The organism is Lachnoclostridium sp. (assembly GCF_031997925.1).
GTDB lineage: Bacteria > Bacillota > Clostridia > Lachnospirales > Lachnospiraceae > Lachnoclostridium.
The window spans coordinates 77,379-92,260 of sequence record NZ_DAMADT010000010.1; the positions used below are offsets into that span (position 1 = coordinate 77,379).

14 protein-coding genes are annotated in these 14,882 nt (G+C 33.9%); all 14 read left to right on the forward strand.

The genetic code is table 11. From position 1 onward, the window contains the following. Position 1: 1 nt before the first annotated feature. Positions 2-1,348, forward strand: a complete 1,347-nt coding sequence (locus RTP52_RS08950; RefSeq protein WP_312107681.1) for an FAD-dependent oxidoreductase — start codon at positions 2-4, stop codon at positions 1,346-1,348. 2 nt (positions 1,349-1,350) lie between these two features. Continuing rightward, a complete protein-coding gene (locus tag RTP52_RS08955) occupies positions 1,351-2,283 on the forward strand; it encodes an ABC transporter permease (protein WP_312370662.1) in 933 nt (310 codons plus the stop codon). Continuing rightward, positions 2,283-3,185 carry a carbohydrate ABC transporter permease gene (locus tag RTP52_RS08960; protein WP_312107454.1) on the forward strand — a complete coding sequence of 301 codons (903 nt, stop codon included), beginning with the start codon at positions 2,283-2,285 and terminating at the stop codon, positions 3,183-3,185. The genes RTP52_RS08955 and RTP52_RS08960 overlap by 1 nt, the downstream gene beginning before the upstream one ends. Before the next feature lie 56 nt (positions 3,186-3,241). Continuing rightward, the gene (locus RTP52_RS08965; RefSeq protein WP_312370664.1) at positions 3,242-4,819 is read left to right on the forward strand and encodes an extracellular solute-binding protein; all 1,578 of its coding nucleotides are present in this window, start codon (positions 3,242-3,244) and stop codon (positions 4,817-4,819) included. 311 nt (positions 4,820-5,130) lie between these two features. Beyond that, positions 5,131-7,026 carry a beta-N-acetylhexosaminidase gene (locus RTP52_RS08970; RefSeq protein ID WP_312370666.1) on the forward strand — a complete coding sequence of 632 codons (1,896 nt, stop codon included), beginning with the start codon at positions 5,131-5,133 and terminating at the stop codon, positions 7,024-7,026. Between the two features lie 340 nt (positions 7,027-7,366). Continuing rightward, positions 7,367-8,014 carry a DUF3298 and DUF4163 domain-containing protein gene (locus tag RTP52_RS08975; RefSeq protein ID WP_312370668.1) on the forward strand — a complete coding sequence of 216 codons (648 nt, stop codon included), beginning with the start codon at positions 7,367-7,369 and terminating at the stop codon, positions 8,012-8,014. Positions 8,015-8,438: 424 nt separating this feature from the next. Next, on the forward strand, positions 8,439-9,314 hold the full coding sequence (locus RTP52_RS08980; protein WP_312370670.1) for a serine hydrolase domain-containing protein: 876 nt from the start codon (positions 8,439-8,441) through the stop codon (positions 9,312-9,314). A gap of 146 nt (positions 9,315-9,460) precedes the next feature. After that, positions 9,461-10,243, forward strand: a complete 783-nt coding sequence (locus tag RTP52_RS08985; protein WP_312370672.1) for a class I SAM-dependent methyltransferase — start codon at positions 9,461-9,463, stop codon at positions 10,241-10,243. Positions 10,244-10,262: 19 nt separating this feature from the next. Further along, positions 10,263-10,727: a GyrI-like domain-containing protein gene (locus tag RTP52_RS08990; RefSeq protein WP_312370673.1), complete on the forward strand. Its 465-nt coding sequence runs from the start codon at positions 10,263-10,265 to the stop codon at positions 10,725-10,727. Positions 10,728-10,828: 101 nt separating this feature from the next. Continuing rightward, the gene (locus RTP52_RS08995) at positions 10,829-11,032 is read left to right on the forward strand and encodes a hypothetical protein (RefSeq protein ID WP_312370675.1); all 204 of its coding nucleotides are present in this window, start codon (positions 10,829-10,831) and stop codon (positions 11,030-11,032) included. Between the two features lie 53 nt (positions 11,033-11,085). Then, complete coding sequence (locus tag RTP52_RS09000) at positions 11,086-11,706, forward strand: YdcF family protein (protein WP_312370677.1); 621 nt, start codon at positions 11,086-11,088, stop codon at positions 11,704-11,706. A gap of 119 nt (positions 11,707-11,825) precedes the next feature. Continuing rightward, positions 11,826-12,158 carry a GNAT family N-acetyltransferase gene (locus RTP52_RS09005; protein ID WP_312370678.1) on the forward strand — a complete coding sequence of 111 codons (333 nt, stop codon included), beginning with the start codon at positions 11,826-11,828 and terminating at the stop codon, positions 12,156-12,158. A 124-nt stretch (positions 12,159-12,282) separates the two neighbouring features. Continuing rightward, a complete protein-coding gene (locus tag RTP52_RS09010) occupies positions 12,283-12,894 on the forward strand; it encodes a C39 family peptidase (RefSeq protein WP_312370679.1) in 612 nt (203 codons plus the stop codon). A gap of 513 nt (positions 12,895-13,407) precedes the next feature. Continuing rightward, positions 13,408-14,882: 2-oxoacid:acceptor oxidoreductase subunit alpha (locus tag RTP52_RS09015; protein WP_312370681.1), on the forward strand; the 1,475-nt coding region annotated here is incomplete at its 3' end.

Here is a 14,882-nt window from a genome sequence, read left to right on the forward strand (position 1 = left end):
AATGATATATGATGTAGTTGTTGCTGGTTCAGGTCCGAGTGGAATGACAGCGGCTCTGGCGGCTGCAAGAAATGGGGCAAAGGTTTTACTCATAGAAAAGAATGGTTACCTTGGTGGAATGAATACGGCAGGAATGGTTGGGCCATTTATGACCTTTCACTCTGGAGAAAAACAAGTAGTGAAGGGAATCGCAGAAGAAATCGTTGCGCGCCTTGTGAAAAGGGGAGGATGTCTCGGTCACATTCCGGACCCGATTGGTGTAGTATCTACAATTACACCATTTGAGCCTGAACAACTAAAGCAACTGTATTTTGAAATGGTAACAGAAGAAAAAAATATTTCTCTACTACTACATACTTTTGTTGCAGGTGTAGGAAAAACAGGAAGATCGGTTAAGAATATTTCTTGTGTAAATAAAAGTGGTATCTTCACGGTTGAGGCAAAGTTATTTATTGATGCGACAGGCGATGGGGATGTGGCCGCATTAGCAAAAGCGAAATATGAAGAAGGAAGAAAATCCGATAACTTAGCACAGCCTATGACGTTGATGTTTAAAATGGGTGGCATCAATTTTGATAAAATTAGAGACTATATTCGAAAAAACCCAGAGCAGTTTATACTTAGTGAGGAAGATAATTTAGATCAATATGTGGCGGTTTCTGGTTATTTCGATAGCATAAATGTAGCAAAAGAAGATAAGGAATTTACGATTAACAGGGACAGGGTGCTTATGTTCCAAGGAATTAATCCAGGAGAAGCTTTCATTAATATGTCAAGAATTATTAAGCTTCAAGGAACCAACGGAAGTGATATGACAAAAGCGGAAGTGATTGGACACAAGCAAATTGATGAAATCGTTCATTTTCTGAAAAAATATGTGGAAGGGTTTGAACATAGTTTTCTTTTACAAACCGCATCAACCGTGGGTGTTCGTGAATCCAGACGTTTCCACTGCCAGTATTCGTTAACGATGGAAGATGTTTTAGAAGGGAGAGATTTCGAAGATGGCGTTGCTGCCTGTGCTTTCCCAATTGACCTTCATGATCCGAATGGAAGCGAACTTAGCTGGGTAAGAACAAATAAAGACAGCTACTATACCATTCCTTATCGTTGTATGTTATTAAAGCAGTTTGATAATTTAATTGTAACAGGAAGGTGTATTGACACTTCTCATGAATCCATGGCATCGGCAAGAGTATCTCCAACGGCTATGGCACTCGGCGAAGCAGCAGGTACAGCAGCGGCTCTAGCAATCCGTATGGGGATTGAATCATTCTCTAAAGTAGATGTTAAAAAATTAAAAGAAATTCTAATAAATAACAAATGTATTGTGGCAAAGGAGGAATAATTTTGGCATTGAAGGGAAAGAAAAGTACAACTATCAAATTAAAAAAGAGGCCATTTCGCAAGGATTGGACATTGTATCTTTTATTTTTACCAGCATTTATATATATTTTGTTATTTAAGTTATTACCTTTGCCAGGACTTGCAATCGCTTTTAAAGATTTTAATATATTCGAAGGCTTTTTTGCAAGTGAGTGGGTTGGATTTGATCATTTTAAGGCGCTTTTTACACAGCCACGTTTTCTTAAAGTATTGGTTAACACCTTAGAAATTAGCTTTTTAAAGATAATTATTTTATTCCCGTTGCCTATTATACTGGCTATTATGCTAAATGAGATGCGTAACCGCCACTATAAAAAAGCAGTTCAGACACTAATTTACTTACCTCATTTCTTGTCATTCGTAATAATTCATGGTTTGTTTACGAATTTCCTTTCTACACAAGGAGGTATGGTGAATGAATTATTACAAGCGATTGGAATTGGGCCAATTAACTTCTACTCAAATTCTTGGTTCCGTTTTGTAATCTTACTTACAGAAGGATTTAAAGAAGTGGGATGGGGAACGATTGTATACTTAGCAGCTTTGGCTGGTGTAGATCCACAGCTTTATGAGGCAGCAGAGGTAGATGGAGCGGGTAAATTCAGGCAAATGATTAGTATAACACTTCCTTCTATAATACCGATTATTGCGCTAATGCTTACCTTAAGGGTCGGAAATATCCTTGATGCAGGAACCGAACAGATTCTTGTTATGTACAATTCCTCGGTATATGATACTGCGGATATTATCGGAACTCTTGTTTATAGAGAAGGTATTGGAAATGCACAATACGGGTTTGCAACTGCTGTTGGATTATTCAATTCCATTGCTTCCTTCATTCTAATTATGACAGCAAATACCTTTAGTTCAAAAGTATTTAAGAGGGGGTTATGGTAATGGCAGCAAGAAAAAAGAATAAAATCAAAGCTTCTTTTGGAAGAAGAGTATTTTGTTTCTTCAATTATACTTTCTTTGCAATTTTAGCGTTTGCCATGCTGGCTCCGATCTTAAACCTGATTGCCAAATCAGTAAGCAGTGAGGCAGCCGTATTATCTGGTGAGGTTGGGTTACTACCTAATTTTAAGGAGTTACAGTTTGATACATATCGTATCGTTATAGAAAACAAAAGTTTTATTATTGGTCTTAAAAACACAGTTTTGGTTACGATTCTTGGTTCCTTTTCTTCCTTGTTTGTTACCGCTTGTGCAGCCTATGCATTATCTAAGGAATACTTAAGGGCGAGAAAAGCACTGATTGTACTATGCATTTTTATCATGATATTTTCAGGTGGACTAATTCCTACCTATATGGTAGTTGACAAATTAAGACTTACCAATACGTTTACAGTTTTATGGATATTAGGTGCATTCAATGTTTACAATATGCTAATTTTAAAGAGTAATTTTGAAAGTATCTCAAGTGAACTAGAAGAGTCTGCAATGATTGACGGTGCGGGGCATCTGACCATATTTTTTAAGATTTACCTTCCACTTACGAAGGCAACGTTAGCGGTTATTACATTATTCTCTGCCGTTGGATACTGGAATAACTTTTTCACATCTTTAATTTATACATCAAAGCCACAGTTAAAAACCCTTCAGCTTGTGCTAAAAGAAATCATTTTTTCAGTTAGTGATATATTCTTAAACTTATATGGGGGACAATCAGCAGGTGAAGTAACGGCGCAATCAACTGTTGCTGCTTGTGTTGTAGTGGCAACCATACCAATTCTTCTAGTATATCCATTCCTGCAAAAGCACTTTACAAAGGGTGTTATGACAGGCGCAGTAAAAGGCTGATACCTGTAATTTAGGTTAGGTATAGTAAAGCAAATTTAAAAAAAGGAGAGGGTAAAATGAGAAAAATGAAAAAGTTTTTAAATGTAGCTATTTCAACAATTATGGTAGCGAGTATCCTTACAGGTTGTGGGGGTAAAAAGGATAACCAGGCGAATCAGACTCAAACACCAAGTGGTACTAATTCTTCAGCAAATGGAGAACAGGGGGAACAAAAAAAGGAACTTGATCTTACAAAGAAGCCAGTGTTAAAGGTCTTACTTCCTTATACAGGAATTGATCCACAAACTGATTTTACTGCAGTTTATTTGGAGGAAGCGACGGGCTATAAAGTAGAGTATTATATGCTTCCAAGTGAAGATTCTATATCAAAATTAAATACTATTATTGCTTCTAAAGAAGAATATGATATTATGGTACTTAATAAGAATGATTTTGATAATACAGTTGATACAGGTGCTTACCAACCACTAAACGATTTATTAGATCAGTATGCTCCAAATGTTCGTGAAAAAACATCAGAAGGACTTTGGACTAATGTAACCATCGAAGGAGAAGTTAAGGGTATTCCAGAGAGTCTTGCAAATGAGAATTATGGTTTGGTTTATCGTGTAAGATTAGACCTTCTAAAAAAAGCTGGAATTGATAAAATGCCAGAAACTACAGATGAGTTTTATAATGCATGTAAAGCAATGAAAGATCAACTTGGCATCATTCCTATCACTGCTTCTTATGCAGTAATCCCAGAAATCGCTTCTGCATTTGGTATGTATACTAAGTTTAATGTGGTTGACAATCAAGTGCTATATCAAGCTTTGGTACCAGGAGCAAAAGATTATGTAGAATTTATGAGAAAGCTCTTTGAAGAAGGCCTTCTTGATAGCGAGTATGCTCAAAACAGTGGCGATATGATGAAAGAAAAGTTCTTCAGCAATAAAGCGGCAATGTACCAGACAGCTTGGTGGAATGAGCCAACTGCATCGAATACCATTATGGAAAAAGCACCAGAAGCGGAACTTGCTTACTTACAGGCATTAAAGAGCGCAGATGGTACCACTGGACTTCCTATGGGTCGTGGTGTGAATCGAGTTACTGTAATTCCTAAAGTTTCAAAAAATAAAGAATATGCATTGGATTACATCAATACGAAATTAAGTGATGATATCTTTAAAACTGCTGCCATGGGTGAAGAAAATGTTCATTACAAAGTAGCAGGTGACTCTTTTGAGCCAATTCTTCCAAAATTCTTTGATGACAAGAACAATGCGCATTACTATATGATGGGTTCCGACACCAAAGCATATAGCAAATATTGGGAAAGTACTCGTGTAAAAAAGGATCCAATCCTTTATGCAGAGTTTAGCGCTATTCAGGAAACTGCCGCAAAAGCAACTTTATACTATGATCCTACAAGCTATATGCAGCCAAATAAAGAATATGCAAAATTAATTGGTAAAGTAAATCAGCTTTGTGAAGATGGATACAAGCAGTTTATTACTGGAACAAGGCCAATGTCAGATTGGGATAACTTTATCAAAGAATTAAATGATGCAGGTCTTGAGAGCATTAACAAGATTGTAAATGACTGGTGGGCAGTTGAAGGACCTAGTCTTGCTGACAAGATGATTAAGAAATAGAAATAAAGAAATAGATGTAAAGAAATAGGTATAAAGAAATAGACATAGAGAAATAGACATAAAGAAATAGAAATAAAGAAATAGAAATAAAGAAATAGATATAAAGAAATATTCTTAAAAAGATAGACAAAATTGTTGATAATGAAATAAACATAAAATAAAAAAAGAAATGGGCTTAGATGTTTTATTTAAGTTCATTTCTTTTAAATATAATTTTTTATGAGAGGTAAAAGGTTGAAAGAAATCTTTCCACCTTGGAGATTTGAGCTAAGCTCAAAATCTCTAGACTTGAAAGGAGTATGGTTATAAATATGAACATAATATTAAAGGGATTTACAGAGGAGATAAAAGAAGGACTAAATCGTCTATTACAGGTGCATCCGTTTGTAAATCAAGACCAGAGAGAAATTGAGATAACCGTAGAAAAGATATTAGAGGGTAATACTTCTCTTACCGTATCAGGGAAGGATGGATGGCACATTCAATATAAGGAAACGGTACATTTTTTCCGCGCCCTTGGTATCCTTATTGAAAACATTGAAAATACTTCTTTTGAAACGACGGAAACAGCACTTTTTGAAGGTTGCTCTAATATGATTGACCTTTCAAGAAACGCTGTTTACACTGTGGATCAAATGAAAAGAATGCTATGCTACCTTGCACTTACTGGGCATAACAAATGCTATTTATATATGGAAGATACATATGAGCTTCCAGACTATCCTTATTTCGGTTATTTAAGAGGTAGATATTCCATCGCAGAGATGAAGGAAATCGATGATTTTGCATATGCTTTGGGAATCGAGGCAATCCCATGTATTCAAACTTTAGCACATTTAAAGACAACGCTAAAATGGAATTATGCTTTGTCGATGAAAGATACTGCGGATATCCTACTTGTGGGAGAAGAAAAGACTTATCAATTTATTGAGGCGATGTTTGTCTCCTTGAAGCAGACCTTCCGCTCTAGAACCTTCCATATAGGTATGGATGAGGCTATGGATCTTGGTAGTGGTAAATATCTAAGAGAAAATGGTCACCGCGTTCAATATGATTTAATGACAGAGCATTTAGCTAAGGTCAATGAGATTGCGATAAAACATGGAATCAAGCCGTTGATTTGGGACGATATGTTTTACCGCTCCTTAAATAAAGATCACGAGTATTATGATACAACAATTCCTCTTACAGAGGAGCATATAAAAAAGGTCCCTAGCAATATTGGATTGGTATATTGGGATTATTATCATAATAATAAAGAAGATTATGAGACCTTACTTACGATGAGAGACCGTTTTCCAAATGATATTATCTTTGCAGGAGGAATCTGGCGTTGGATGGGTTATGTTCCAGGGTATACAAAAACATTTGTAACCACAAATGCAGCACTCGACCGATGCAAGCATCATAAAGTAAAAGAAATTATGTCCACTTGTTGGGGTGATGATGGAGCGGAAACACCAATCGAAACCATTATTCCAGGGTTAATTCTTTTTGGTGAACACTGTTATGGACAGGATACTTCTATGGATGCGATTAGTAGTAAGTGTAAATTCTTAACAGGTGTTTCTTTAATTGACTTTATGAAAATTGAAGAAATTGATATTATTCCAGGATGTGAAGAACAAAATATCAAGACTAGAAATCCATCCAAACATATATTATTTCAAGACTTGCTACTAGGTGCTTTTGATACCTATTTTGATAGAGAAGGACTTGAGGAACATTATGCGAAAGTAAAAGAAGAACTAAATACGATCTCAAAAACTGCAGGTAAGTTTGAACAGCTTTTTGTTATGTATGCAAAACTTGCGACGGTACTAGAGAAAAAGGTGAAGCTTGGAATTAAAATAAGAAAGGCGTACCAATTAAAGGATAAAGATACCTTAAAAACTATTTGTGGACAGATATTACCAGTTCTAAAAGAAGATGTAGAAAACTTTAAAAAGGAATATACAAAGGTGTGGTTTCATGAAAGTAAGGGACATGGCTTTGAAGTTATCGATGTTAGACTTGGTGGTTTAATGAGCAGAATTGATACCGTAAAATATCGATTGGAAGACTATATAACCGGTGATATTTTAAAAATTGAAGAGTTAGAGGAAACAATTTTACCATATGAACTTGGCGGATATCCAGAAGGACCGTATTTAGCTTATAACAAATACAAAGATATTGTAACTCAGAATCTGCTTTCTCATCACTAATTGAATCGTTAGAAAGTCAGTTGATATACTAGAAAATATACAAATGTATTGTGAGTTTATTATAATTCATTTAACGGAGTAACTCAATGAGGGTCGGTTAATGTAGAGTAGCATTAGCGAATAATCCAATTACTTGTTTTATTGCAGTAAAGAATAAAGAAGTAATTGGATTTACATGTTATGATTTTATTAGAAAGCAGTGAATGCTACCATTAGTGAGATTCATTTCTTGGGGTTTGCAAAAGAAGGGATAGAATTTGATGAATATATAATAGAATTCTTCTGAAAAAATGAAAAAAATTAGATTCCTCGGCATATGTTTATATCGAGGTGATGAATTATGGAAGTAACGAATATTCTACTGTCAGACACTCTTTTTTATAATAATGAACAGGTTCTATCCTATAAAATCAATTACCCTCAGTTTATTACGAACAAATGTACAAATTTTATTGAGAAATTGAATAATTACTATAAAGAAAATGCTTTAATATTCGAGAAATATTGCAGAGATACCTTATTTTCAGAAGCAGTAGAGCTATATAAATATTCAAAAGAAAATAATTATCCTATTATTTCATATGAGGCAGTAATGAACTACAGCATTACATATCTAACGGATTGCTACATTAGCTTGTATTTTGATAAGTATATTTACACTGGTGGTGCTCATGGCAATACAAAACGTTCTTCAGACACATGGGATGTGTACAAAGGATGTAGAATGCAATTAAGTGATTTCTTTCCGCACAATCCAAATTTCAAAAAGGATATCATTACCTTTATTACTAATGATATCTCAGAACGACTAAAAGACCCTAATCTACAGGGAACATTTTTTGATACTTACAAGCAGGATGTAAATAATACATTTAACGAAGATAATTTCTATATGACACCGACTGGAATTGTCGTATATTTTCAGCAGTATGATATTGCACCATATTCCAGTGGTATTCAAGAATTTTTGATTCCGTATTGTTCATGAATTATTGATACTGCAAGATTACTGAAATAATGTGTATAAGCGTTCTCAGTATATATGATGTTATTCAACAAAAATGTTATAATAATTAAGCAGAGCATAACATTAACAATTTGCTCTGCTTAATTACGTTTTCTATAAGATTGGAACAACTTGATCTCATATATGCAGCATAGGTCCTAATGCCTTGTCAATGTAGGAACGATACTAATAAATTTCATGTAAATTGTAAATATATTTTCATCGTTTCACTATCCCATTTTAACCTCATCAGGGAAGTCCCCCCTCTTCTGTAAGAGGGATAGATGTTACATTTTACCAATTATGATTTACTTTTTTTATAAGAAAAAGTATAATTTATTATAGTACGTTATAATTAAATATAATTTGAAAAAATAAAAAAAATAGATGTTGTGAGGTTATAGAGATGATTAATATACTTTCCATGTTAAAAGAAGATTTTCCTCATGTTAATGCTATCAGCGTCAATCAACATGGGAAACCCTTACTCAAAGAGTATTTTAATGGATATAAAAGTAGTGATATCTTTAAAGTAGGTTGTGTCTTCAAAAGCTTTATATCTGCTATGGTTGGAATTGCATTGCAGGATAAGAAAATAAAATCATTAGAACAAAAGATTATCGATTATTATTCAGAGATTGAACTCAATGATATAGATAAATATTTTACTATACTTACCTTAAAACATGTGATGACAAAAACAAGTGGAATAAACTGGCCACGTTTCGGAGAAAAGTTTCCATCAAATATGCATGAAGTGTTCAAATTGAAGTTCAAAGATGTTCCAGGAGAAAATTTTGAATACAAACCAGATCCGCAGATTATGGTATATCTTATTGAAGAATTGTACGGTACAAATATTTTAAATATAGTAGATGAAAAGTTATTTAAACCACTTGGGATAAAAAATTGGGAATGGGATAGAGATGATATAGAAAACATGAGAATTTCCGTTGATGACCTTACCTTATTTGGACAACTATATTTGAACAAGGGGATCTATATGGAAAAACGTTACTTTACAGAAGAATTTTATTATGATTCTATACAACCTTATTCTATTGGGGGATTTCCAGAAGGGAAACCTTACGGATACTATTGGTGGACGGATAACTATCAAGAAATAGAGTATTATTGTGCATGTGGCTTTGGCGGCCAAAAACTATGTATCATACCTTCTCTAGATACTTCAATAATTGTAATATCTAAAATGGATCATCCGCATACTGAGAACAATGCAATCATAAGAAATACTATATCATTGCTTAAAGAAGTCAAATAATATAACATATCTGACTAAATGTATTTATAAATCTTTGTAAAATGTGAGAGATAGCAAAGGGGGGATATTAGAAAATAGCATATTGGGGTGCAGAAGAAAAAATATATAAGCAGTGTTTATAATAATTAGGCTTGGAGGTTAATACAGTGGCAATTATAAAGGGTTTAGAAACGACATTTAATACTGTTTACTTTGATTATGACAAATGGCGTCCAACTTATGTTACTGAATTGTATAACGACATTTTTGCTGTTAAAGAAATAAATCAATTAAGTAAAGTTCTTGAAATAGGAATCGGAACTGGACAAGCTACATTTCCTATACTTGAGAAAGGATGTTCATTAACTGCTATTGAATTGGGGGATAAATTAGCAGAGTATACAAGACAAAAATTCTGTGATTATAAGAATTTACATATTAAAAACATTGCATTTCAAGATTATGAATGTCCGCCAAATACGTTTGATTTAATATTTTCTGCATCAGCTTTCCATTGGATTCCCGAAGAATTAGGATATACAAAGGTTTACGATATGTTAAAAAGTGGGGGAGTTTTTGCTCGATTTGCAAATCATCCCTTTAAGGATAAAGAAAAAGAAGAACTCCATGTTGCTATGCAGAAAATATACTCAAGATATATGCCAGGTTCATTAAGCAGTGCGGAATATAGTGAAGAAGATGCCAAAAATCGTGCGGATATCAGTAAAAAATATGGATTCATTGATGTGAATTATCAGCTGTACCACAGAACAAGAACCTTTAATGCAAAGGAGTATGTTTCACTTTTAGGAACTTATTCGGACCATATTGCTATTGAAGAACAAAAAAGACTCAAGTTTTTTTCTGAAATAGAAGAAACAATTGAAGATTTTGGAGGTAAAATTACACTTTACGATACGATAGATTTGGCACTTTCAAGAAAACCTTAATATGTAATGGAGGCTTTAGATGAACATAGAAAAATGTATAATAGATTCATTTATAGTTATCGGAAAAGAAGGATCTACAAAGGATGGCGATGGATTCATTAAAAAACTTTGGGAAGATGCAAACTCTCATTTTAGTGAAGTATCACATTTAGCGAAAAAGGATGATAACGGAAATCTTCTCGGGATATGGGGAGTAATGTCTGATTTTTCGCACTCGTTCAACCCTTGGGAAAATGATTTTTCACAAGGATTATATCTCGCTGGAGTTGAATGCTTAGATGATTCAGAAGCTCCGCTTGGATGGACAAAATGGGTTGTACCTGGGTATGAGTATATTTACGTTGAAAATGAAAATAACGATACTTTTCAAAATGTTATTAAATATTTACAGGAGAACAATATACCTCTTGTAGGTGCTGTGCATGAACTTAATTGCCCTGAAACAAGGAAAGGATACATGTTTTTCCCAATTCGGACATTATAAAGTACATACGTTTGATACTTACGCTCCTGTCCTTGAAATATAAGTAAAGGAGGGAGCTTTTTTAGTATATAATCTATTATTCTTAGTATGGAGGAATGGATATGAAAAATATAATTGTGGATTGCTATGAAAATTACAAAGAAGAAGATAGGCTAACAACCAATAATGCCAGAAAGATTGAGTTCATAACAACAACAAGAATATTTGATGAATTTGAAGTTTGGTGTGATTATCAGTACCGTATATGTCGTGAAAAATCAATATTAGGAGCAAGCAATCACGTTATTATAGCAGGAATAAAATAAGTAATATCCAAAACTAATCCAAAACTAATTTCTTAAAAAAAGGGGAAATAAATATGAATATAAGAATAATTGAAGATATAACGAATTTTATTTTTGTTGAAGATATTTTGGAAAAATCGGATGTTATTATGATACCTGGGGGTTCGTATCCAGAATTACCGGAACAAGCTGCTAGATTATGGGAAAATGGTTATGCACCTATAATAGTTCCCTCGGGTGGTGTCAGTGTAAAGACTGGAAAATTTAATGGTGTAAAATCAAAACGTAATATATATCATAAAGATTATTTGACGGAATGCGATTTCTATACGGATGTATTAACAATAAATAATGTCCAAGAAGAAAAGATTATTGGTGAAAACCGATCTGGGAGCACAGCTGAAAATGCAAGATTTACAAGACAAGTACTTGATGACAAAGGCATTAGTCCCAAAACAGCAATTATATGCTGTAAAAACTTTCATGCAAGGAGATGCCTAATGTTCTATCAATTTGCGTTTCCTAACACTAAGTTCTATATTAGTTCTGTTCCCTATTATGAAAAGGGACACGATATTAATAGAGATAATTGGTATAAAACAGATACTGGATTAAATCGTGTACTAGGTGAACTTGCGCGTTTAGGAAATCAATTTAATCTTGAATTTTTATCTCTAAAAGATGGTCTATTATAATAATGGTAATAAGAAGCAGAGAACCAGAAAAATATGGAGTTATTGTATGAGTGAGTTAAAGTTAAAAATGGGAGAAGTTATATGGTGAATGTCCAGCGTATGGAAAAACGAAAGAAAGTATGGCTTTATCGCTGCAAAAATCGGAAAAACATATTACAACTGTAGATGACATACCAATAGGCGTGATATCTCTTGAGAATAGGGGAGAAGGAAATTATTACTTGGGTTGTCTATGTTTGATACCAGAATATCAACATCGTGGGTTAGGTACTGGAGCTTTTAAATATGCTCTGGAATACTATAGTGATTGGAGAACAATAACATTGGTAACTCCGGAAGATAAAACAGAAGATATTAATTTTTACACTAAAAAATGTGGATTCTGCATAAATGGTTCAGAAATGGATGGCAATGTAAAAGTTGTTAAATTCATATTACAGCGTGATATATAGTTCAAAGTTTTCAGTAAAATCGGTAAGTAGCAGATGAAGTACCAAAGTAGTAGATGTGATATTACAATGGATGAATGTAGTGAACTTATAACTTCTAATACATTCGCTAAGGAGGGGGTAGTATTTGATTACTAATCAAGTATTAAAATTTGTATTAAGCTGGTTTTTAATTACGACTATTATAGACTGGTATTTAATGACATTACCTATCATTGATGTATCAAAAAGAAAATATCCTAATAAATATCTAATAAAGAATGCTAATAGAATAGATTTTCAAAGCGGATATGAATGTTCTGCTTTCTCAACAGCATATCTACTGCGTCATTTTAGAATAGAAACTGATGGTAACAGTGTATATAAGGATATGCCTTGTAAGATGAAATCAGGTAATGTATATCCAAAAGGTATTCGAAAATTCTTGAAGAGAAGCGGATTCAAGACCCATTTTTATAAGGGTAATATCAATCAGTTGAAAAAACAAATTAGTAAAGGGATACCGGTTATCGTATTCATTAAAGTTAATACGAAACAAAAGTATCGCCATTATGTTCCTGTGATTGGTTATGATGATAATTATTTTTATATTGCGGAATCGTTAGAATACCTCGCTAATAGTATGGAGGAACCGGAATGCTATAATCGAAAGGTTTCCATAGATGATTTTAAGAAGTTATGGGATATCAAAGAGTGGTATATGCCTTTTTACAGCAATACCTATATTACAGTTAAATAACATATTGCCTTTATACAGAGCTGTCACAGTAGTGGCAGCTCTGTTGCTTTCTCATTAATTTCGTCAGTTATAAATAGATAAAACATATAGTAGTCAGCATGACTAAGATTTAATTTGATTATACATAATACACCATTTTATGAATATAGTATAACGTCAAAATTTTTTCATAAACACGCCTATAGACAGACTTTTTCAGACTAAATATTAAGACTATAAATTCTTGGTTATATAGATAATTAGCAAAATCACAAGAAGTCATTGTGATAGTTGGAGAATTCAAAGTTATTGTATAGTTTCGATGAATAGTGCTTGCAATATGAAAATAATATCATAATTAATTGAAACATTAATATAATACAAAAATAAGACGATTAATATTGTATATAGACATATATTAACAATCTAAAATAGATTATATTGAAATGTGTATAAAAATACTACTCGAAATTGATTGTTTTATGGTAATATAAGTTATATAATACAATAAAAACTAAATTAAGGAGGTGCGATATGTACAATATTTTAGTTGGTGGTGCAGCCGGGCAAGGAATCGATACGACGGTTGCAAACCTAGAAGTTTTACTTAAAAAAGCGGGATATTATGTATTTACAACAAAGGATTTTATGTCACGTGTTCGAGGCGGGCATAACTTTTCTTTAATACGTTTTGGAAATGAAATAATAACATCACATAGTAATGAATTGGACGGTATGATAGCCCTTGATGATGATACGGTAGAATTACATAAACAAAATCTAAAGAAAGATGGTTTTATTTTATGTGATACGAAATTATCTACTACAGATCCGAAAGCAATTAAGCTTAATATGGGTGGTATGGCAAAAGAACTTGGTAATGTTCGCGTTTCCGGTAGTATCGCGATTGGCGCAATATTAAAGCTTTTTGGTATTGCTACAGATCATGTAGAAGAGACGATGAAGAACTTAGTAAAAGAAGCGTATCTTGATATGAACGTAAAAGCAGTAAAGCTTGGTTATGAAAGTGTAGAAACTAGATTTTCTATAACACCTGGTAACTTTAGTGATTGGATGATCCTATCTGGTAGCAAGTCATTAGCACTTGGGGCAATCGCAGCAGGAGTTAAATTCTATTCTGCATATCCTATGTCACCATCCACAGCGATCATGGAATATCTAGCTTCTAAGAGTGTGGAAGCAGATTTCGTTGTAGAACAGGCTGAGGATGAGATTGCTGCCATTAATATGGCTATTGGAGCTTCTTATGCAGGAGCAAGAGCTATGACAGGAACCTCTGGTGGAGGATTTTGTTTAAAAGTTGAGGCACTAGGGCTTTCCGGTATAGCAGAGATTCCACTGGTTGCTGTGGATGTTCAGCGTCCAGGCCCTGCAACTGGTTTACCTACCAGAACTGAACAGAGTGACTTGAAATTCGTCATTTCTGCAGCTCAAGGAGAGTTCCCAAGGATGGTAATTGCCTTGAGAAATCATAAGGATTCGTTTTACCAAACGATTCGTGCATTTGACTTAGCAGAAAAATATCAGATACCAGTCATTATACTAAGCGATCAATACTTGGGAGATTCTACAGCAACAGTAGAACCATTTGAGATATCCAATTTAAAGGTAGCCAATCCTTCGAATGACGAATACAAAGAAGGAGAATACTTAAGGTATCGATTAACTGAAAATGGTATTTCGCCAAGACTAATTCCTGGCAAGTCAAGAAATTTTGTTTCCGTAGATAGTGATGAACATGATGAGCGTGGTTTTATTACAGAGTCTGCGGATGTGCGTAATCAAATGATGGATAAACGTATGAAGAAACTAGAACTTTTAAGAGAAGAGCTGATAGAGCCAGAATATTTTGGTGAGGAAAACTGTGAGACCTTATTGATCGGATGGGGCTCCACCTATGGCCCGATTGCAGAGGCGGTAAGTACTCTAAATGAAGCGGAGCCTGGTAAATATGGTGCATTATCCTTTGGTGATGTTTATCCACTTCC

Bases quoted from the DNA above. Each gene is read 5' to 3' on its own strand.
- RTP52_RS08950 (WP_312107681.1), top strand. From the start codon at position 2: ATGATATATGATGTAGTTGTTGCTGGTTCAGGTCCGAGTGGAATGACA.
- RTP52_RS08960 (WP_312107454.1), top strand. From the start codon at position 2,283: ATGGCAGCAAGAAAAAAGAATAAAATCAAAGCTTCTTTTGGAAGAAGA.
- RTP52_RS08965 (WP_312370664.1), top strand. From the start codon at position 3,242: ATGAGAAAAATGAAAAAGTTTTTAAATGTAGCTATTTCAACAATTATG.
- RTP52_RS08970 (WP_312370666.1), top strand. From the start codon at position 5,131: ATGAACATAATATTAAAGGGATTTACAGAGGAGATAAAAGAAGGACTA.
- RTP52_RS08975 (WP_312370668.1), top strand. From the start codon at position 7,367: ATGGAAGTAACGAATATTCTACTGTCAGACACTCTTTTTTATAATAAT.
- RTP52_RS08980 (WP_312370670.1), top strand. From the start codon at position 8,439: ATGATTAATATACTTTCCATGTTAAAAGAAGATTTTCCTCATGTTAAT.
- RTP52_RS08990 (WP_312370673.1), top strand. From the start codon at position 10,263: ATGAACATAGAAAAATGTATAATAGATTCATTTATAGTTATCGGAAAA.
- RTP52_RS08995 (WP_312370675.1), top strand. From the start codon at position 10,829: ATGAAAAATATAATTGTGGATTGCTATGAAAATTACAAAGAAGAAGAT.
- RTP52_RS09000 (WP_312370677.1), top strand. From the start codon at position 11,086: ATGAATATAAGAATAATTGAAGATATAACGAATTTTATTTTTGTTGAA.
- RTP52_RS09005 (WP_312370678.1), top strand. From the start codon at position 11,826: ATGGCTTTATCGCTGCAAAAATCGGAAAAACATATTACAACTGTAGAT.